The sequence below is a fragment of the Thioalkalivibrio denitrificans genome (genome assembly GCF_002000365.1).
Lineage (GTDB): Bacteria > Pseudomonadota > Gammaproteobacteria > Ectothiorhodospirales > Ectothiorhodospiraceae > Thioalkalivibrio_A > Thioalkalivibrio_A denitrificans.
Window position 1 is genome coordinate 1 of sequence record NZ_MVBK01000104.1, and the last position, 19,036, is coordinate 19,036.

Consider the following 19,036-nt stretch of genomic DNA (forward strand, 5'->3'; position numbering starts at 1 on the left):
TTTCGCTCCAGAGCGGCGCCTCCATGTTCATCGGCCGAACACGCCCCGCACCGCATCGCGCACACCGTCGCGGATCTCGCGCTGGGTTTCACGCTCCGTCTCCCTTTTCGCCTCGTCGCGCGCGCCCTCCGCCTGCCGGCCCAGCCAGCCTCCGGAACCGGATTGTTCCTGCTCCCGGGGCTGCGCCGGCGCCTGGGTTGTCACGGGTAACTCCTGATGGCGCACGTTGGGGGGCATCTGGAAGGTCTGGTCGGAGAGCCGGTCCGTGTTCACCGATACCAGGCGCATCTCCTCCGTCTCCAGGAGACCGACGCGGTTGACGTCCACGCCGGTGGCCTCGGAGAACGCCGCCATGTCATCCATGTCTCCGAACAGTTCGGCCATGCGGCGCATGGCACGGCCTGAAACGCGAACCCGGTCGTCGCTGCTGAGCACCACCTCGCCGTCATCGCGCCACTCGTTGCTCCAGTCGTCGCCCACCTCCACGCGATAGCGCTCGCCGCGGATTCCGGCCACCGTCTCGTGGCGTCCGAGGGCCGTAAGGCGCACCTGCTCCCCGCTGCCGCCCCCCGTCCGGACCATGGCTCGGATCTGCTCGGCCGACACCGCCGTCCAGCCCCCTTCGTCGCGGCTCAGCGCATAGCCCTCGCCGCCGGTGACCAGCATGAACCCGCCGTCGGGCATCCGGAACCGCATGTGGTCGTCATCCCGGTATTCCAGCGTGAGCTCGCCGTCCGGCGTCTCGTAGACCAGGCGCGTATCGGCCTGTACGGCCCCGGCGAAACTTAGGGCCAAGAGACAGATCAGTACCAGTGTCGCGGTGGTTGTTCTCATGAGCTTCCCCCTGATCGAGTGTGGTTGATCGGATCCGGCGCGAGGCCTGCCCTCGCGCCTTCGAGATTTCACGGTTGCGCCGGAGCCGGCATGGGCAGCTCGAGCCGCTTGTTGACGGAGACACCACCATATCGCAACTGCAGGGGCGACATCGAATCGTCCGGGATCCGGTACAGCAGCCGGAAACGGCGCGGCTCGCCGCCCGCCGGCAGCCAGAAGGGCTGCACCAGTTCCAGCGGCCCCCGCTGATACACGGCCGCGGGCTCGATCGCGTCGCCTTCGCCGAACGACAGCCTCACCCGGTGGGTGACCTGCATCATGCCGCCCGTGTCACTGATGTTGCGCATGGAGGCATCCAGCAGCAGCAGCGCCTCGCCGGGCTCCGCCGCGTGCTCCGCAAAGCGCTCGACTCGTGTCATGGCGTGGAGCGTGAAGGGCGTGGGCCGGTCCTCGATTTTCGCCACGGGTTCGCCGCCCGCCGCCGGCGGCGGCGCACCCTCGCGCACCGCGAAGCGCATGGGATCGGGCGTCTGCGACTCCATGCCCTGACCGCGGAACAGGGGAAAATGGGGCACCAGTTCCACCAGGCCGGCGTCTTGCGGGACGGGGAAGACCGCCACCCCGCCGGCCCAGGCGTCCGGCAGGAACGCCGGATCCCGCGGGATCGTACTCAGTTCGAAGTCGCGGACATAGGCGTGCTCGCCGTCCACCACCACCTGCAGCAACCCTTCGGCCTCCATGTATTCCATGACCTTGGGCAGATCCACCCGGGCGTCGCGGGGCGCGGAGGCGTCCAGTGCCACGGCATCGGCTTGGAAGGTCCAGCGGGAACGGCCGCGGATGTCCGCCACCAGCCACTGCATGCCCGGCGGCGCCGCGCGGCCCTGCCAGCGTTCGTGGAATGCCGCCTCGTGCACGACAATCTCCATGAGGTTGTTGACCTGAACCGCGTCGGCCACCGCCTCGGGCGGTGCGGTGTCCGCCGCCTCCTCGCCCATCAGGGGCAGGATCAGGGGCGCGTACTCGTCGTGGTAGTAGCGCAGGGACAGGGCGTGCACCCCCTGCGCCGGCACGGGGTACACCACCCTGCCCTCGCGACCGGTGCCGATCCGAGGCAGGACGAACCCGTCCTCCAGCAGGCCGTCGCCCACGGCGGCGGCTCGGTAGACCAGCTCACCGTTGACAAGGAGATAGAGCTGGCGCTTCACGGCGGCGATCAGCAGTGCCTCCTGGTACCCCTTGGCCAGGATCAGGTCCACGGGCATCCAGTTCTCCATCCGCACATCCAGCACCAGCCAGCGGTGCCCCGGGGGCGGGGGCTGTTCCCCGTAGGTGTCGTGCAGCACGGCGCCGCTGACATGAAGGGAGATCGCCCGATTACACGCAGAGGCCTGGATCGGGATCGCCCGGCCGGGCTGTGCCAGGTCGGCCGCGACCAGTTGCTCCGGGGGGGCGGCGGACGCATCGGCAAGGACCGCCGCGCCCCCGTGGGCCAGGGCCAGCATCAGCCACGCAAGCGCCCCGACTGCCCCCTTGCGGCACTTCCCTCCTGCTCGGATCCCTGTCATCAGCAGCTTCCCTCCGGTGCGGTGGCACCCAGAAACGCGGAGGTGGTCTGGCCGGCCATCTGGCCGATGGCCATGCGGTTGAGCATGTCGAACAGGCGATTGCCCCCGGTGATCACCAGGCCCGAAAGCTCCGCGTAGCTGGAAAGCCCGTTGCTCATGTAGCTGCTCACGGCGGCCATCACCGCCGCGTTGCGGATGCAGCATCGCGCCTGCGCCGGACCTGCGGAATTGAACATGCAGGCCCAGATGGTCTGGACCATGCCCACGGCACTGGCGGCGTTGTTGATGGAGTTCATGAGGATCAGGATGGCCTCCACGCCCTGACCGCGGCGGTCCGGCCCCATGCCCAGGATGCCGCCGCTGGCGGGGTCCAGCTCCCACCACACCGCCCCGGCGCCCTGCGCGAGCCGCTCCGGCAGGACCACCTGCCGGCCGTCGGCCAGGACCGACTCCAGATGCGCGGCAATGTCCGGGGGCGGCCGCCAGTCCAGGGCCTCGAGCCCCGATACCTCGGCGATGTGGCGCCATTCGCGTCCCGCGGCGAGATCCTCCAGGAACACCCGGGCGGTGTTGTCCAGGGGACGCTCGCCGGCCTTCAGTTCCGCCTCCAGGAGCGTGTCCAGCACCCCCTGGGCCAGCCGGATCTCCCGGGCATTCCCCTCGGCGGCGACCACGTCAACCCGGTTGTCGATCAGGTCGAAGCCCTCGCGCAGACGGGGCCCGCCGTCGTCATCCAGGTCCACCAGCCGCACGAAGCCCAGCAGGTTGAGGCGGGTCAGCGCGATATGCGCTTCGTGGGGGCTCGCACTGCGGCGCAGGAAGGCCAGCCGGTCCAGTTCGCTGCGCCGCAAGCCGCTTTCCTCGAGCGCGGACCCCATGAACTCCAGACTGTCCGACCAGGCCGAGTGCACGGCCCCCAGGGCGGCCAGGCGCTGTTCCATCAGGGCCTCATAGCCCAGACCGGTGGTCAGACCCCACGGGATCCAGGCCACCTGGCCGGCCAGTTCCAGGGTGCCCAGCAGGCCGGCGGCGCGCTGCCGGCGCATGGCGTCGGTGAACCCGAAGCCGTCCGGCACCGCTGAGCGCACCGCCGGCCCCGCCACGTCCACCAGCGGCCGCTCGAAGGTCTCCGCGGGCCGGTCCGGGGCCTCCACCGTCAGGCGCACCAGTACCGCGGCCAGTTCCGGCGGGGGCGCCTCCTCCTGCTCGGCGCCCCGGCCGCGGCGCACGCCGATGCCGCCCAGCAGTCCCGTCGCCTCGCTCAGGGCCGCACCCTGGGGCGTCTGTCCGATCTGCTCCTGCACCGTGCCGTCGCTGAGCACGCTCTTGTCTGTGATCACCTCGTCGCCGATGCGCAACAGGGGCATCCACTCGGTCTCTTCCAGGACGGCATCCGGGAGAGTCTGCTGATCGAAACCCGGATCGTTGCCAAGCATCGCATCCAGGGAAGGCAGGTTCACGGGAAAGGTCTCGATGCGGACCTGTTCCGTGGCCAGCAGGGCGGCAGGCACGGTGTGTTCCAGGGCCACGTGCTCCCGGAACCGGCGGCCATCCCACTGCAGCGCGATGACGGTGATGGTCAGGCGATGGCGGTACTGTGCCGGCAGTTCATCCGCGTAGTGGGTGGCCTGTGCCGCACCCGGGACCAGGCGCTGTCCCGGGCGATGGTCCGGCAGGGCCGGGTCCAGGTCCTGCCATCCCGAGGCGGTGCGTAGTTGCACCCACCAGTGATCCGCCGGCGTCTCCGGCGCGGAGGACGCTGCGGCCGGCTGCAGATGCCGCGCCAGCGATTCCTGCTGGAGACGGGTCTGTTCCCGCAGGCGCGTCCGGGCCTGCCGTGCCAGATCCGACTCCTCGCCGTAGACGCGGCGCAGGGTCTCGGCCTCCAGCGCCGTGCGGGCGGCCGTTTCCCCGATGGCCTCATCCAGCGCCCCGGCGTCGACCGCCGGGCGCGGCGGCACCGGAATCAAGCGCTCCGCCCAGATCTGCGCGAGCCGGTCCAGGTCCTCCAGCTCCAGGGGGGCGCGGGCAAGACGCGCCGTGTGCCCGGCCGCCTCCAGCAGCGCCGCCAGCGCGAGGGCGCGGTCGAGGCTGGAGCCGGTACGATCCATGAGCACCCCCCGGGCCCCGCGCAGGGCGCCGGCATAGGGCAACCAGCGGGTCTCGTCCCGCACCCAGGCGAACAGTGTCTGCGGATCGTCCCCCAACGCCGCCTGCCGGGCCTGCACCTGGAATTCCTCGAAGGGCAGCGCCTCCAGCGCCTCCCGCGTGGTCCGGTGCAGGTGCACCAGATCGGCGCGAAGTGCCATGGCCGGGTCGGCGGGTTGCGCCCCCGGGCTTCCGGGGCACACCTGGCCCGCCAACAGCGGCATGCCCAGAACCAGCGCGCAGCCGGCGAGGATCGCCGCCAGCCGGCGCCCGCGCTGACCCCGGGCCTTCATCGGCGCCTTTCGCCCATCGTGCACGGCCATCTCCTATTCAGGGTTCATCGGAAAGACTGATCTCGTTGACACTCGCCGGAGAGATGCGCACCGGCAGACGGCGCTCACCGTCGCCGGTCTCCACCACCAGTTCGTAATCCCCGGGCTCCAGCTCCACGGGCTCGGCGTCCACCCGCCCCCGCGCCACCACTTCGCCCTGCGCATCCAGCACCCGGTACGAGGCCGCCAGCGCCCGCACGAGGCCCTCTGCCAGACCCTCGCCGTCGTGACTGTCGAAGTATTCGCCGCCCCCCATCTCGGCAAAACGCTCGAACTCCGCCTGCAGCCCGATCTCGTCGATGTGGAAGCCGACGATGTTCAGGCGTACGTTGACACCCTCCTCGATCAGGTCGCTCACCGCCTGTTCCACGTCGCCGTCGCAGGTCTCCTCGCCGTCGGTGAGCATGACCACCAGGCGGCGCTCGGCCTCAATGCCGTCCAGGTCATCGAGCACCGCCTCCAGGGAGGCGGCCAGGGGCGTGCGGGCCAGGTTGATGGCCTGGATGCCGTCGACGGCCGCGCGCACCCGCCCGTGGTTGTCCGGGGAGGGCGGCACCAGGAGTTCCGTTTCGCAGCTGTGGGGTTCGGTGTGGCCGAAGGCGCGCAGGGCCACCGGCACCGAATCCGGGATCCGGTCGTCCAGCACCTGGCGCACGATGCGCCGGGCCACCTGGATGCGCCGCCCCCCCTCCATGCGCCGCAGCATGGAGCCGGAGGCATCGAAGATCAGGTGCACGACGCCGGCGGCCACCACCGGCTCGTCGCCGCTGATCACCTGCAGGGTGCCCGGCTCCGGCGGTTCCTGATAGCGGGTCTCCACCTCCAGGAAGTAGGTGGTGGGCCGGCGTACCTCCCGCATCCCCTGCTCGAGGGCCCGGATCAGCCCCTCCCGGTCCACGGCATAGCGGTACCGGCCGCCGCCCACGCCGGCCCAGCTGCGCATCAGGTTCTGGTACCAGCGGGTCTCCCCGATCTCGCGGAGGTGGCCGTGGGTGATCTCCACCGCAAAGATCCGCGGCCGCACCCGGGCCAGGTCCCGCCACACGGACATCTCCCGGCTGTTGAGCTCGGCGTCGGTGATCAGGAAGATGATCCGGTCGTGGTCCATGCCCTCCAGGGCGCGGGTGGCGAGCTGCAGGGCCGGCTCCGAGTCGGAGCTCCTGAACCGGCCATCGTACGCCTCCAGGGTCCGCCGGAGCTGGGCCGGATCCTCGGCCCAGTCGCTCATGAGCAGGGGACCGCCCAGGGCCATCAGATTGGCCACCTCCTCACCCGGGCGTAGGCCGCCGGCAAAGCGGCTGACGGCCTGCTGGATCGCCAGCTGGTGGTTGCGAAGGCTGCCGCTGGCGTCCCACAGGAAGGCGATGGCCCGGGGCGGCTCGGTGATGTCCAGACGGTAGTCCCCCGGCGGCACATCCACCGCCACCGCCTCGCGCCAGCCCGCCTCGGTCCGCCGCCACTCCAGGGGAATGGCGGCGCCGTCGGGACCGGTCAGCCCGGTCCTGAGCCGGCCGTGGAGGCTCTCCCGCAGGCGGAGGGCCAGGGTGTTGTCGGGGTCCGCCAGGGTCACCCGGTAGCTGCGGGTGTCTCCGGGCCGGTCCACCCGCCCGGTCAGGCGACCGGTGAGGGGATAGGGACGCTCCGGAGTGCTGGCGTCATCGTCCACCGCCTCCGGCCAGCCGGGCGGGTCCACGTGGGCCTCGAAGGGGCCCTCCCGGCCATCCAAGCGCCAGTACCCGAGGATCGAGCGGCCGCTGTCCAGGCTCACCGCCTCGTAGGTCCCCAGCACCTTGGGCACCCGCCAGCGGTCCCCGGACCGGCCCTCCCCTGCCGGCTCCGGCTCCTCGATCTCCAGGCGCAGATACCGGGCCCAGACCGGCTCGTCGAGTGCCAGGCGGGCCTCGCCGGCCTCGTCCCGGGAAAGTTCCCAGTCCGCCTGCCGCTCCCACGGTCCCACCGGGCTCTCGGTGCTGGTGTAGACCCGCACCCGCTCCACCGGCACACCGCTCCATTCCGGGTCGTCCCGCCAGCTCAAGGCCTGCACCCGGGCGGCACGCTGCTGCAGGAAGCCGAACACCAGGTAGATCCCGTCCCGTCCCCGGATCGGCACGCCCCGGCGCTGGGAGCGCTCGCCCGGCCGGAACCGCTCCCGCGGATTGCCGGTGATCTCGTGAAGGGCGCCGACCTCCGGCTCGCTGTAGATCCAGTGGCCACCCAAGGCGGCGTCCAGCAGGTTCGGGTGGGCGCCGACCAGCTCCCCGGCCGGCTCGCCGAGCACCCGAATGGCGCCCACGCCGGTGCTGGCCCGGCGGGAGACCGGGCCCCAGAACCGCAGCGGTCGGATCCCCACGTAGCGGGCCTCCACCGGGTCGGCCAGGGGGAAAAACTGTTCCCCGTCCCGGCTGTCCAGCTCCAGGTTGACCAGCGGCGTCAGCTCATCCGGTGCGTCGCCCACGCTGATCTCCACCTCCCGCCAGCGCTCCACCGGCGAATGCGGGGAGCGCTGATTGACCACCAGCATCCGGATCCGGCCCCCGTCCCCGGCCAGTCGCAGGGGGGGCAGGGGGTCGCCCGCCTTCACCCGGGCCCGCATGTGCCCCCAATGCACCGAGCTGCCTGCAGAGCTCATGCCGTCGATCAGGTGGTCCAGGTAGATGTCGTTCCAGTCGTAGGGCAGCGGCTCGCCGGATTCCGGATCGATGAACCGGGCGCCGAGCCCCTCCCAGGCCAGATCCACCAGCCCACGGGCGGCGCGCGCGGCCTCCGGATCCACCTGCCGATCGATCACGGCGCGGGCCTCGCCGTCCACGGCGACCCGGGCCGTGCCCACCGACACCCCGGCCCGCACGAACAGGTAGACCGGGGACTCATCCGGGAGCCCGGCGGGGAGCGCCCAGGTGATGGGCAGGCTGGCCTCCTCCCCGGGAGCCAGGGCCACCCGGTCCGGCAGGTCACCTACCCCCCAGCCCGCATGGCTGGCGTGGGCCTCCAGATCGAGCTCGGCGGGCTCCTTACCCCGGTTGGCCAGCCGCAGCCGGGCATCCACGTACTGCTCGCCCCCGATCCAGGCCGCCACGCTCTCGGTGGCCGGCGACAGCGCCACTTCCACGGCGTCCCGAAGCCGGGCCCGCTCCGCCGAATCCGCTTGGAGCAGGGGATCGTCCAGCCGTACATCGATGTGGCCAAAGCGGCCCGACGTCAGCTGCAGGTACCATTGCCGGCCCCCCGGCAGCTCCACCCGGCGGGCGTAGGCGTTCTCCCGGTCGGGCTCCACCTCCTCCTGGGCCAGGGTCTCGCCGGCCTCATCCACGATCTCGAAGGCGGCCCGGGACAGGCGGTTGCCCCCCAGTGACGTGATGGTGACCGCCCGGGGCTCCTCGCCCACCGGCAGCTTGAACCACTGGTGGTCGGCCCCCATCTCGCTCTCCGGCAGCACGATCCGGCCATCCTCCGGCACCGGCGAGGCCAGGGTCAGGGCGGTGCTCACCGGGTGGCCGGCGTCGGTGGCCCAGGGATCGGTAATATCCACCCGGACCTGGTAGGTTGAAGCAGCGTTGCGATCACCCAACCGGAGGTAGTACTCCCCCGGCGGGAGGTACTGCGAGACCACCAGCGGCCCGTCGTCCCGGTCGAGGCGGCCGGTGCGCATCAACCGGTCCTCACCCCAGAACAGGGAGGCCCGCACCGCCCCCTCCTCCGGGGGCTCCAGAGTCACCACCACCCGGTTCCAGCCCGGCAGGCTGAACCGGAAGTGGTCCTCATCCCGGCCGGTGCCCAAGTCGGCCCGCATCGGCTCCCCGATCCGCAGGGCCGTTGCGGTCTCGAAGTCGTCGTTGGGCTCGATTTCCCAGCCTGGCTCCGGTTCCGACAACGGCTCGGCCGCCAGCCGGTAGCCGGTGTCCTCCCCCTCCAGGCGAACCCAGTACTCGCCGGGCATCAGCGCCATGCGGGTGAAGCCGAAGGCGCCGTCCATGCCTTCGCTGGCACTGGGCTCGCTCGCGCGCCACATGGCCGGCGAGCCGCCGTGGTAGAGGCGCAGCTCCTCCAGCCCGTCACCCCGGGCCCGGATCCGCCACAGCCGGTCGCCGTCCACCACCCGCAGGCGGAACCAGGCCATGCGCGCGCCGGCAAGATGGCCCTCCACCGCCTCCCCGGGGGGCAGCGGGGCAGCCCATTCCCGGATGTCGTTGGGTTCCACCGCCTGGTCGGCAGCGGGCTGCGCCACTGGGCGGAGCCTCACGGTCACCGGCTGCGGTTCGTGGCCCTCCCCTTCCGGGGTCAACCGCAGGTAGTAGTCGTCCGCCGCCAGCTGCAAGGCGTCGAACACCCCCTTGCCTGGGCCCTGACGGCAGGCCTCGTCCCCGGTGAACGGCTCGCCCAGGCACACCGCCACCGGGTAATCCTGGCCGGCGAGCACATCCACCGTCCACGCCTGCTCGACCGCTTGGGCGGGATCCAGGCTGAACCGGAAGTACAACGGTGAGTCCGGCTGCAGATCCACCTCGTAGTCCCGTTCCGGCGCCATCTCGAGCGCCTCGGCCAAGGTCCCGGCCACCACCTCCGGCCGCGGCTCGGGCCGGGCCGCGCCCGCCTCCAGCCGCACCATCACCCGCCCGATGGCCCCCCCGTCCTCCCGCTGCACCCTGATCCGGCTGCCCTCGGGCAGGATCTGGGAGGCCCACTGATGACCCAGTGGCGCGCCGGTGACCGGCTCGCCCAGAGGTTCCCCGTCGGCGTCCACCAGCTCGGTCGTCAGCGGTGCGTCCAGCTCACCCCGCAGCTTCACCCGCCAGAGCCACCGGTCCGCCTCCTCCAGCACCAGGGGCAGATCGGCGGCCTCCACGTTGAGCTGGAAAAACCAGTCCCGTCCGGCTTCCACCGCCAGCGCCTCGGTCGGGGTGTCCGACTCGGCGGTGGCGGCGATCCGGACCTCGGCCACCGGCTCCAGGCGGAACTGGTACTCGCCGCCGGCACCCCCGGCGGACAAGGTGATCAGGTACTCTCCGTGGGGGACCAGGAGCGGGCCGTGGGCGGCCACCGGTGCCCGGCGGGTGGCCCGCAGCTCCACCAGGTCCACTCGCTCATCGCCGGCTTCCGGCTCCGGCGCCGCACCGAACTCGGCCACGCCGGCCGGCTCCCCGCCACCGTCCCCCGGCTCGCCGAGGACCGCGGTCACATCGTCCTCGGTGCTGCTCTGCAGCTCCAGCCGCCAGAGATGGTCCGATTCGGTGTCGTCCACCGCCCACAGATACTTGTCCCGGTCGCCGTTACCCACCTCCCCCAGCAGCAGGGCCGCCCCGCGGAACGACTGGGCGGTCTCCAGGGTATCGTTGGGCTCCTGCTCGAAGATCACCTGGGGATAGGCGAGCGCAACGCCCACCGGCAGCAGGAGGCCGAAGACCGCCGACAGGCGCGGCAAGGCAAGCGGGAGCCCGGTGTGGTGCGGCATGGCGTGACCTCGGTCAGCAGGGATCGGGCATCAGCTCTTCCATGTTGATGTTGAATCGGGCCTGCCTGTCACTCGAACAATGCCCGCAGTGCGTCCTCCCTGGAGCGCACCGCCTGCAGATCCCCCTCCGGCACGTCCGGAACGGCTTCAGCCATCATGGCCATCTGCTGTTTCATGGCCGCGCGCATCTGGGCCTTCTGCGCCTCGTCCAGATGCGGGCTCTGGTCGATCTCGCGCAGGGCCTCGGCCATCTGCTGCTGCATCTCCGGCGATTGCGCCTGCATCTGCAGGGCGTAAAAAGCGCTGAAGATCCGGCCGCTGATCTCCGCCCAACGGTTCGTATCATCGAACCCGTGACGCCGCAGGATCGCCTGCACTTCGGAATGCTGCCGGGCCATGTCCGCCATCAGTTGCTGCATGTCCAGGTTCTGCGGGTCTTCCATGGAGGTCATATCATCGTCCATGGCCTCGGGCTGACGATCACCCCACTCGTTCAGCTCCTTCATGGCATCCATCCACCGGTCGACGGTGGGTCCGTCCAGCGCGTGGACCGGAGAAACGAGAAACATCACCAGCGCCGCCGCGGCGGCAACGGATTTAATTGCATGCATGGTCTTCTCCCGAAAGGGGTTCATATTGGGATATCGTGGGATATGCGGGTTAGCCGCCGGCGTCGGCGGGCGCCGGCTCCGCAGAGGCCTGCGTGCCCCTCCAGGCGAGCGCCTTCTGCTTGAGTTCTCCGAACTTGCCGGTGAGCTTCTCAAGGCGCGCCTCCCACTCGGCATTGGGCTCCTGCCCATTGGTCACCTTGAAAAAGACCTGCATCAGGGCAGTCATGCCGATAGGCTCGATCACCGCCTGCTTGACGCCCCAGGCAAGGACCAGGGCGATCAGGAGCGTCAGGGGTCCCGCGGTGCCCGGGAAGAGCGCCACGAGGCCGGCCACCGGCGCCAGGATGACCAGGAACACCAGGAAGGTCATGCCCCAGATGAAGAAAGCGAGGAAGAAGGCGTTTTTCAGAAACGCCTTGTAGTTCTGGGCATAGAGGATCAGTGCCGTGCGGCTCGACGCCCATGGGTTGTCTGAGCGCGTGCGGATGTTGTAGGCCAGGATCACCTCGTCCAGAAACGTGAGCGACAGGTTGATCACCGTGTTGATGAAACGCACCAGGCCCTTCATGCCGGGCACCGGCAGCAGCGAGGCAATGGTGAAGAAGGTGCGGTTGAAGATGCGCAGGATGCCCTTGATGAGCTGGTCCACCGCGAACAGCACGGAGGATTCCACGAACCGCTCTCGCACCACCTTCTGCGCGTGATCGATCTGGCCGCGTCCTTCGGGAAGAGCCTTCCCTTCCATGAGCTCCACCAGCACGGCAATATGCCCCGCCTTGACCATGTAGAGCAGGTACTCGCGCAGCATGTATACCACTGCGCCCACGACACCGAATCCGATGACCCCGCCCCAGATGCTGAATCCGCCCGGATTGTCGCCGATCATGCCGATGCCGTAACCCACGCCGGCGCCCGCGCCCGTGCCGATCACGTACGCCAGGGTGATACCGATATAGATCAGAAAACGGAAAACCAGGAAGGGCGCGGTACGCCGCAGGAGCCCGATGATTTCGATGATGCGAAAGTCCTTCAAGGGAACCGCTCCTTACTGCCTCAGGGCAGTGACGTCGAAGTGCACATCGACAGGGATGGTGTTGTCCGGATCCTCTCCCGCAGTCATGGATTCCACGTGAACGAACTCGCCCCGAAACCGTCCGCTCACGCGCGCCCGATCACCGTCTATCACGATCTCGTCGAGTTCCAGACCGGGCGCGTCGTTCGTGTTGTAATGGGGGAACATGCGCCGCCCGGGGAAATAGGCCACCTCGGCCCCTCCCATCGGTTGCCCGTTCATCAGCATGAAATTGATGGACAGGGCTCCTTGTGTCTCAAAACGTTCGGCCCGATGTCCCTGAACCGTGAAGCTCACGGCGTCCGGTCCGATCTCGCTGAAACTGGCCGACGACTGTCCCTGGCGCTCAAGGATGTGCCAAGTGCGCTGTTCTCCGTCGATGGTGCCCTGCATGGCGTCGGCGTGCACCGCGGACACCGACATCAGGATCAGCGTGACGACGCCTGCGAGCACCCGAATGCATCTGATTGCCATGCGCGCTTCCCTCCCCTTCATGTTTCTTCCGCTTAGGGGCTAGCCCTCTGCCCAGACCACCTCACCCTCGCGGTTGATGTAGGCGAGGCGCCCGTTCTCGGCGAACATCCTTCCGTGACCCGTGGTGATGGTGCCGCAGCCCCGCGCCCCCGGTTTCACCAGCAGCGCGCGCGCGAGCCCGTTGTGAAACGGACGGATGCCGCAGAGATCATCGCGTTGTGTGAACTCTTCGAGCACCTCCTCGCCGTCCGTATTGATGAAGCGGTATTGGCGGTCGCGGTCTTCCACCAGCGCCACGCCGTCGGAGAACGGATGAGCCTCCCGGAAGGGCCCGTCGATGACCACGTTGCCCTCACGATCGATGTAGAACCATTCGCGCAATCCATGACGCACCGGCGCGAGTCCGTCCCGGAAGGGCCCCGCGCCGCGAAAGTCCGAGGCAATTGCCCACTGCCCGTCGCGATCCGCATATCCCCAGGCGGAGCGGCTCTCGGCGGCGACGGCAAGTCCGTCGGAGAACGGTCCCACTTCGTCGAAACGCGCCTCGATCACCACTTGACCGTCGAGATCGAGAAACCCCTGGGGCTCGCGCATCCCACGTCCGTGCTGATAGGCAACCAGCCCCTCCGAGGGGGACAGCAGATGATGGAAGCCGGCATCGACGAGATGCTCGTCGCCGTCCCGGTCAATCAGGTAACAGCCCTCCGTGCGGCTGCAGACCGCGGCGTGACCTTCGCGAAACGGGGAGATCGGCGGGTCGACAAACCTGTACTGACCACCCAGCGTGCGCCGCCCCATCGAGCGGATGAATGGCTCCCTGACCCACGCGCCCTCGCCGTCGATCACGCCCCACTTTTCACCGTCAAAGACGGCCGCACGACCCTCGGAAAAGACCTCGGCCTGGGTGAAACGCGGCTCGACGACCCACTCGCCTTGACGGTCGATGTAGCCCCACTGTTCGCCCTGGGGCGCCGGAAACAATCCCTCGGCCTGCACCGGTGCGAGGGTCAGCATCATGGCCGCGAACGAAGCCATGATCCACGATGATCTCTCTGCCCGCATATCTCCCCATCCAGCCATTGCGGCTGTTGATCTGAGACGCAACCGTGGTTTCAGGTCGCGTGCGTTTATTCTCCTGCCATAGGCTAACCGCCGGCCGGCGAGGGGCCATCGCCCCAAACAGGGGTAATCGTCACCCCCGTTCGGGGGTAGGGACGAGAAAGCCGCCGATGAGCGGCATGTTTCAACGGACGAGTTGACGCTCAGCCCGTATACCTCGCCGCCCTTCTACTGCGGCCGCCCATCCGCTCGCAGTGACGCCCTCGTTACGAACGGTGGTGAGATATGCCGGCCAGCACCTCGGCCGCGGTATGAAAGGATCCGCACACCAGGATCCGGTCGGCGCTACCCGCACGGGCGCAGGCCGCCCTGTAGGCGTCGCGGACCTGCTCATGGCAGAACACAGGCACGGCCACCCGGCTCCGGATGTGTTCGTAGAGGTCACGGGCCCCGGCAGCCCGAGGCAGCTGCGGCAGGCCGGCGGCAAACCAGCAGTCGATTTCCGGCGCCAGCGCCGTGATCACGCCTTCCATGTCCTTGTCGGCCATCATCGCGATGACGGCGAAGGTCTGTCCGGGGACGGGCGTCTGCGCCAACGTGGCCGCAAGGGCCTTCGCTCCGAGCGGATTATGGGCCACGTCGACGATCACCGATGGCGCGTTGCGAATCTCCTGAAAGCGTGCCGGAAGGCGCACGTCCCGAAGTCCGCGGCACACTTGGGACCGCTCCACGGGGAGCGCGGTCAGCAGCTGATGCACCGCGGCCAGCGCGCAGGCCGCGTTGTTCAACTGGATCTCTCCGGCCAGCGCCGGCAGGGGCAGATCCGTCCAGGCAGGGCCGTGCGCCGAATGCCAGTCCCAGGCAGTCGGCCCCCGCCGCCGCCAGCCGAAGGCCGTGCCGAGCGGCATCCAGTGCGCGCCCAGGCGCTGCGCCGTTGCCGGCACACTGTCGGGCGGCTCCGGGTCGCCGCAGATGGCCGGACGGCCGGCACGGAAGATGCCGGCCTTCTCCGCGCCGATGCCTTCGCGGTCCGCACCCAGCCACTGCTGATGATCGAGCCCGACGGAGGTGATGATGGCCGCGTCGGCATCAACGATGTTGACCGCGTCCAGCCGCCCGCCGAGACCCACCTCCAGGATCATCACGTCGACACGGGCGTCCTGGAACAGCCACAGGGCGGCGAGCGTCCCGAACTCGAAGTAGCTCAGGGTCTCGTCACCCCGAGCGGCGTCGATGTGCGCGAATGCCTCGCACAGGCGTGCATCGTCCACCGGCACGCCATTCAGGCGGACGCGTTCGTTGTAGCGCAGCAGGTGCGGGGAGGTGAACATGCCCGTGTCGTAGCCGGCGGCCCGATAGATGGCCTCCAGCATGGCCGTCGTCGAACCCTTGCCGTTGGTGCCACCCACGGTGATCACCGGACAGGGGGGATGCAGGAGGTCTGGCCCGCATATCTCGCCACCGTTCGTAGCGAGCGGATCGGCGGCCGCAGTAGAAGGATGGTGAGGTATGCGGCCCAGCCGCGCCGCCACCCGGGCCACGCGTTCCAGCCCCAGGTCGATGGGCTTCGGGTGCAGGGTTTCCTGCCAGGCCAGCCACTCGCCGAGAGTCTCAAAACGCATGGGGTCAGTGCGGGGCAAACCCGCAGGAAGGATCAGGCTTCCGGTGCGGGCCGGCGCATCATCATGGCCAGCAGGGAGCCAATGCGGTCGCGCATCTCCCGGCGGTCGATGATCAGGTCAATGGCACCCTTCTCCACCAGGAACTCGGCACGCTGGAAACCCTCGGGCAGTGTCTCGCGCACGGTCTGCTGGATCACGCGGGGGCCCGCGAAGCCGATCAGGGCGTTGGGCTCGGCCACGTTGATGTCACCCAGCATGGCGAGACTGGCGGACACGCCGCCCATGGTGGGATCGGTCATCACCGAGACGAAGGGAACACCCTTGGCGCGCATCCGGCCAAGCGCCGCACTGGTCTTGGCCATTTGCATGAGCGAGAACAGCGCCTCCTGCATGCGTGCACCGCCACTGGCGGAGAAACACACCAACGGGGTGTTCTCCCGGACCGAGGTGTCCACCGCCCGCACGAAGCGCTCACCCACCGCGGAACCCATGGATCCGCCCATGAACGAGAAGTCGAAGGCCGCCGCCACGGCGGGCACGCCCTTGACGCGGCCCTTGATGGCCACCAACGCATCCTTTTCGCCGGTGCTCTTCTGGGCAGCGGAGAGGCGATCCCGGTACTTCTTGCTGTCGCGAAAACGCAGAATGTCCAGCGGTTCGACGTCGGCCGCGATCTCCTCGCGCTCATCCTCGTCGAGGAAGGTGTCGAGGCGGCGCCGTGCACCCATGCGCATGTGGTGAGCGCACTTCGGACACACGTCCAGATGCCGTTCCACCTCGGGTCGATAGAGCGTGGCACCGCAGCCGTCGCAGCGCAGCCACAGGCCCTCCGGCACCGCGCGCTTTGTGGTGGCGTCTGTGCGGATTCGCGAGGGGACGAGTTTTTCAAACCAGCTCATAGGGGCGATTCAAAGTTCAAGATTCAAGATTCAAGATTCAAAGGGGACGGCTTCAGATCCGACATCGGGGCTTCATCGGGCAGTGTCACCCTTTGAACCTTGAATATTGAATCTTGAATTCGCCTTCCCTCTACCCCATGGCCTTGCGCATACCGGCGAGCAGTTCGCTCACCGCCCGGCGCCCGGCTTCGGGGTCGTTCTCATGTTCGGCGATTCGCCTGACCAGGGCGCTGCCCACGATCACCGCGTCGGCCACGGCGGACACGCGCGCCGCCGACTCCGCATCGCCGATACCAAAGCCGACGCCCACGGGCAGGTCGGTGTGCGAACGAATGGCGGCCACCTTGCGCCCCACCTCGTCCACGTCGAGCGTCGCGGCGCCGGTGACGCCCTTGAGCGACACATAGTACACGAAGCCCGAGGCGGCGGCGCAGATGCGTCGGATGCGTGCCTCGTGACTGGTCGGCGCCAGCAGATAAATGGGGTCGATGTCCCGGGCACGCAGTGCCTGCACCAGATCGTGGCCCTCCTCGGGCGGCAGATCCACGGTGAGCAGCCCATCCACCCCGGCCGAGGATGCCGCATCGGCAAAGGCCTCGTAACCCATGATCTCCACGGGATTGAGATAGCCCATGAGCACCACGGGGGTATCGCCGTCCTTCTCGCGAAAGGTCTTCACCATGCCGATCACCTGGCGCAGGCTGACGTGATGACGCAGGGCCCGCTCGCAGGCCTGCTGGATCACGGGGCCATCGGCCATGGGATCCGAGAAAGGAACGCCCAGTTCGATGATGTCGACCCCGGCCTCGACCATGGCATGCATCAGGGGCACGGTGTTGTCCGGATTCGGGTCTCCGGCCGTCACGTACGGAATCAGGGCCTTGCGGCCCGCCGCACGCAGGGCCTCAAAACGGGGGGCGAGACGGCTCACAGCTCGATTCCTTCCCGTTGCGCAACGGTGTTGATGTCCTTGTCGCCGCGGCCCGACAGGTTGATGATGATGATCGCGTCGCGCGCCATCTGCGGTGCCAGCTTCATGACATGGGCCACCGCATGGCTGGACTCCAGGGCGGGAATGATGCCCTCGGTTCGGGTCAGGTGATGGAACGCCGCCATGGCCTCTTCATCGGTGACCGACACGTAATGCGCCCGCCCCGAATCCTTGAGCCAGGCGTGCTCCGGGCCCACGCCAGGATAGTCCAGGCCGGCGGAAACCGAATGGGTCTCGATGATCTGGCCGTCCGCATCCTCCATGAGATAGGTGCGGTTCCCGTGCAGCACGCCGGGGCGCCCTGCACACAGCGGCGCGGCATGACGGCCGGTCTCGATGCCCTCGCCCGCCGCCTCCACACCATAGAGCGCCACGGATTCGTCTGCGAGGAAAGGATGGAACAGGCCGATGGCGTTCGATCCGCCGCCGACGCAGGCCACAAGTGCATCGGGCAGACGACCCGTGCGCTCCAGGCACTGGGCGCGGGCCTCGCGGCCGATGACCGACTGGAAATCCCGTACCATGGCCGGATAGGGGTGCGGTCCGGCCACCGTGCCGATGATATAAAAGGTGTTGTCCACGTTGGTGACCCAGTCGCGCATGGCCTCGTTGAGCGCATCCTTCAGGGTGCGCGAACCGGATTTCACCGGCACCACATCGGCGCCCAGAAGGCGCATGCGGTACACGTTGGGTGCCTGGCGCTGGATGTCCTCGGCACCCATGTAGACCACGCACTCCAGGCCCAGTCGGGCCGCCACGGTGGCGGTGGCCACCCCGTGCTGACCGGCACCGGTCTCCGCGATGATGCGCGTCTTGCCCATGCGCTTGGCCAGCAGGGCCTGACCGATGGTGTTGTTCACCTTGTGGGCACCGGTGTGGTTCAGGTCCTCACGCTTGAGGTAGACCTGCGCCCCGCCCAGCTCCCGGCTCAGGCGTTCCGCGTGGTAGAGCGGGCTCGGGCGGCCCACGTAATCGGCCAGATCCGCGTCCAGTTCGGCCAGGAATTCGGGGTCACCCAGGTAGCGGTCATAGGCCTCGCGCAATTCCTCCAGAGGCTCCATGAGCGTCTCTGAAACAAACTGCCCGCCGTAGGGGCCGAAATGCCCATGGGCATCCGGGTAGGCGTTCCAGTCCAGCGGCTTCTTGGCTTCAGGGATTGCAGTCAACGCGTCTCACCTCATCTACAAAGGCGCGGATGCGCTCGGGATCCTTGATCGCCGGTCGCGCCTCCACGCCGCTACTCACATCCACGGCCCACGGGCGCACGCGGCGCACCGCCTCGGCCACGTTGTCCGGATTGAGCCCGCCGGCCAGCACCAGGCAATGGCGCAGATCCCGGGGAATACGCCCCCAGTCGAAAGTTTCGCCCGTGCCGCCGACCCGGCCGTTGCCGTGGCTGTCCAGGAGAAAGCCGGCCGCCTCCGGGTAGGCATCCATATAGGCCACCGGGTCCGTCCCCTCCGCCATGGGCACGGCCTTGAGGTAGGGACGACCGAACCGGCCACAATAAGCGGGCGACTCGCTGCCGTGGAACTGCAGCAGGTCCAGGGGCACCTGTTGCAGGACTGCGGCCACCGTCTCCGACGGCGCATCCACGAACAACCCCACGCGGCTCATGAAGGGCGGCAGGGCGAGTGCGATCTCCCGCGCGACCTCCGGCGACACCGCCCGCGGGCTCTTGGCGTAGAACACGAACCCCACCGCGTCCGCCCCGGCCTCGGCGGCCGCCAGGGCATCCTCCACACGGGTGACGCCGCAGATCTTGACCCGGGTGCGGGGGGGTGCCATGGGTGTTCGCCAGGGAGTTCACGGAGAAGAGGTACACTACCAGAAATCAGGGGGTTGTACTAAGTGTGGGGGCTGGGGGCATGGGTTTTCCGATATAGGCCCGACCATCACTCGGTGCGGGTGCTCTGACGTCCATTGCCTCAGTCAAAGACGTTTCGATCCGGCTATCGCCGGCTCGAGTTACTTTTC

At 68.8% G+C, this 19,036-nt stretch carries 13 protein-coding genes; all 13 read right to left on the minus strand.

The window, feature by feature from the left end; all coding sequences use genetic code 11:
- Window positions 1–27: 27 nt before the first annotated feature.
- The 13 genes from B1C78_RS15130 to B1C78_RS15190 all read right to left on the minus strand — a co-directional run bounded on the left by B1C78_RS15130 (window position 28) and on the right by B1C78_RS15190 (window position 18,847).
- Window positions 28–834 carry a hypothetical protein gene (locus tag B1C78_RS15130; RefSeq protein WP_139349969.1) on the minus strand — a complete coding sequence of 269 codons (807 nt, stop codon included), beginning with the start codon at window positions 832–834 and terminating at the stop codon, window positions 28–30.
- A 68-nt stretch (window positions 835–902) separates the two neighbouring features.
- Entirely contained in the window at window positions 903–2,402 is a 1,500-nt protein-coding gene (locus B1C78_RS15135) for a hypothetical protein (RefSeq protein ID WP_139349970.1), read from the minus strand.
- A complete protein-coding gene (locus B1C78_RS15140; RefSeq protein WP_139349971.1) occupies window positions 2,402–4,867 on the minus strand; it encodes a hypothetical protein in 2,466 nt (821 codons plus the stop codon). The genes B1C78_RS15135 and B1C78_RS15140 overlap by 1 nt, the downstream gene beginning before the upstream one ends.
- 13 nt (window positions 4,868–4,880) lie before the next feature.
- Window positions 4,881–10,331, minus strand: coding sequence for a VWA domain-containing protein (locus B1C78_RS15145; protein WP_077280007.1), 5,451 nt, complete (start codon window positions 10,329–10,331; stop codon window positions 4,881–4,883).
- Between the two features lie 68 nt (window positions 10,332–10,399).
- Window positions 10,400–10,942 (minus strand): hypothetical protein, encoded by a 543-nt coding sequence (locus tag B1C78_RS15150; RefSeq protein ID WP_139349972.1) that lies wholly within the window; start codon window positions 10,940–10,942, stop codon window positions 10,400–10,402.
- A 49-nt stretch (window positions 10,943–10,991) separates the two neighbouring features.
- A complete protein-coding gene (locus tag B1C78_RS15155; RefSeq protein ID WP_077280009.1) occupies window positions 10,992–11,975 on the minus strand; it encodes a hypothetical protein in 984 nt (327 codons plus the stop codon).
- A 12-nt stretch (window positions 11,976–11,987) separates the two neighbouring features.
- Window positions 11,988–12,488, minus strand: coding sequence for a hypothetical protein (locus tag B1C78_RS15160; RefSeq protein WP_077280010.1), 501 nt, complete (start codon window positions 12,486–12,488; stop codon window positions 11,988–11,990).
- 39 nt (window positions 12,489–12,527) lie between these two features.
- Window positions 12,528–13,523, minus strand: a complete 996-nt coding sequence (locus tag B1C78_RS15165; protein WP_175628331.1) for a WG repeat-containing protein — start codon at window positions 13,521–13,523, stop codon at window positions 12,528–12,530.
- 290 nt (window positions 13,524–13,813) lie between these two features.
- A complete protein-coding gene (gene folC / locus B1C78_RS15170; protein ID WP_077280012.1) occupies window positions 13,814–15,169 on the minus strand; it encodes a bifunctional tetrahydrofolate synthase/dihydrofolate synthase in 1,356 nt (451 codons plus the stop codon).
- Between the two features lie 32 nt (window positions 15,170–15,201).
- Window positions 15,202–16,068, minus strand: a complete 867-nt coding sequence (gene accD, locus B1C78_RS15175; RefSeq protein WP_077280013.1) for an acetyl-CoA carboxylase, carboxyltransferase subunit beta — start codon at window positions 16,066–16,068, stop codon at window positions 15,202–15,204.
- A 130-nt stretch (window positions 16,069–16,198) separates the two neighbouring features.
- A complete protein-coding gene (gene trpA, locus B1C78_RS15180) occupies window positions 16,199–16,999 on the minus strand; it encodes a tryptophan synthase subunit alpha (RefSeq protein WP_077280014.1) in 801 nt (266 codons plus the stop codon).
- A complete protein-coding gene (gene trpB, locus B1C78_RS15185) occupies window positions 16,996–18,216 on the minus strand; it encodes a tryptophan synthase subunit beta (protein WP_139349973.1) in 1,221 nt (406 codons plus the stop codon). The genes trpA and trpB overlap by 4 nt, the downstream gene beginning before the upstream one ends.
- Window positions 18,209–18,847: a phosphoribosylanthranilate isomerase gene (locus B1C78_RS15190; protein WP_077280016.1), complete on the minus strand. Its 639-nt coding sequence runs from the start codon at window positions 18,845–18,847 to the stop codon at window positions 18,209–18,211. Before B1C78_RS15190 ends, trpB begins: the two co-directional genes overlap by 8 nt.
- Window positions 18,848–19,036 lie beyond the last annotated feature (189 nt).

What these genes read in the sequence shown, in the direction of transcription:
- B1C78_RS15130 (WP_139349969.1), bottom strand. Translation starts at nt 834, where the DNA reads ATGAGAACAACCACCGCGACACTGGTACTGATCTGTCTCTTGGCCCTA.
- accD (WP_077280013.1), bottom strand. Translation starts at nt 16,068, where the DNA reads ATGAGCTGGTTTGAAAAACTCGTCCCCTCGCGAATCCGCACAGACGCC.
- B1C78_RS15145 (WP_077280007.1), bottom strand. Translation starts at nt 10,331, where the DNA reads ATGCCGCACCACACCGGGCTCCCGCTTGCCTTGCCGCGCCTGTCGGCG.
- B1C78_RS15150 (WP_139349972.1), bottom strand. Translation starts at nt 10,942, where the DNA reads ATGCATGCAATTAAATCCGTTGCCGCCGCGGCGGCGCTGGTGATGTTT.
- B1C78_RS15135 (WP_139349970.1), bottom strand. Translation starts at nt 2,402, where the DNA reads ATGACAGGGATCCGAGCAGGAGGGAAGTGCCGCAAGGGGGCAGTCGGG.
- B1C78_RS15165 (WP_175628331.1), bottom strand. Translation starts at nt 13,523, where the DNA reads ATGGCTTCGTTCGCGGCCATGATGCTGACCCTCGCACCGGTGCAGGCC.
- B1C78_RS15160 (WP_077280010.1), bottom strand. Translation starts at nt 12,488, where the DNA reads ATGGCAATCAGATGCATTCGGGTGCTCGCAGGCGTCGTCACGCTGATC.
- B1C78_RS15190 (WP_077280016.1), bottom strand. Translation starts at nt 18,847, where the DNA reads ATGGCACCCCCCCGCACCCGGGTCAAGATCTGCGGCGTCACCCGTGTG.
- folC (WP_077280012.1), bottom strand. Translation starts at nt 15,169, where the DNA reads ATGCGTTTTGAGACTCTCGGCGAGTGGCTGGCCTGGCAGGAAACCCTG.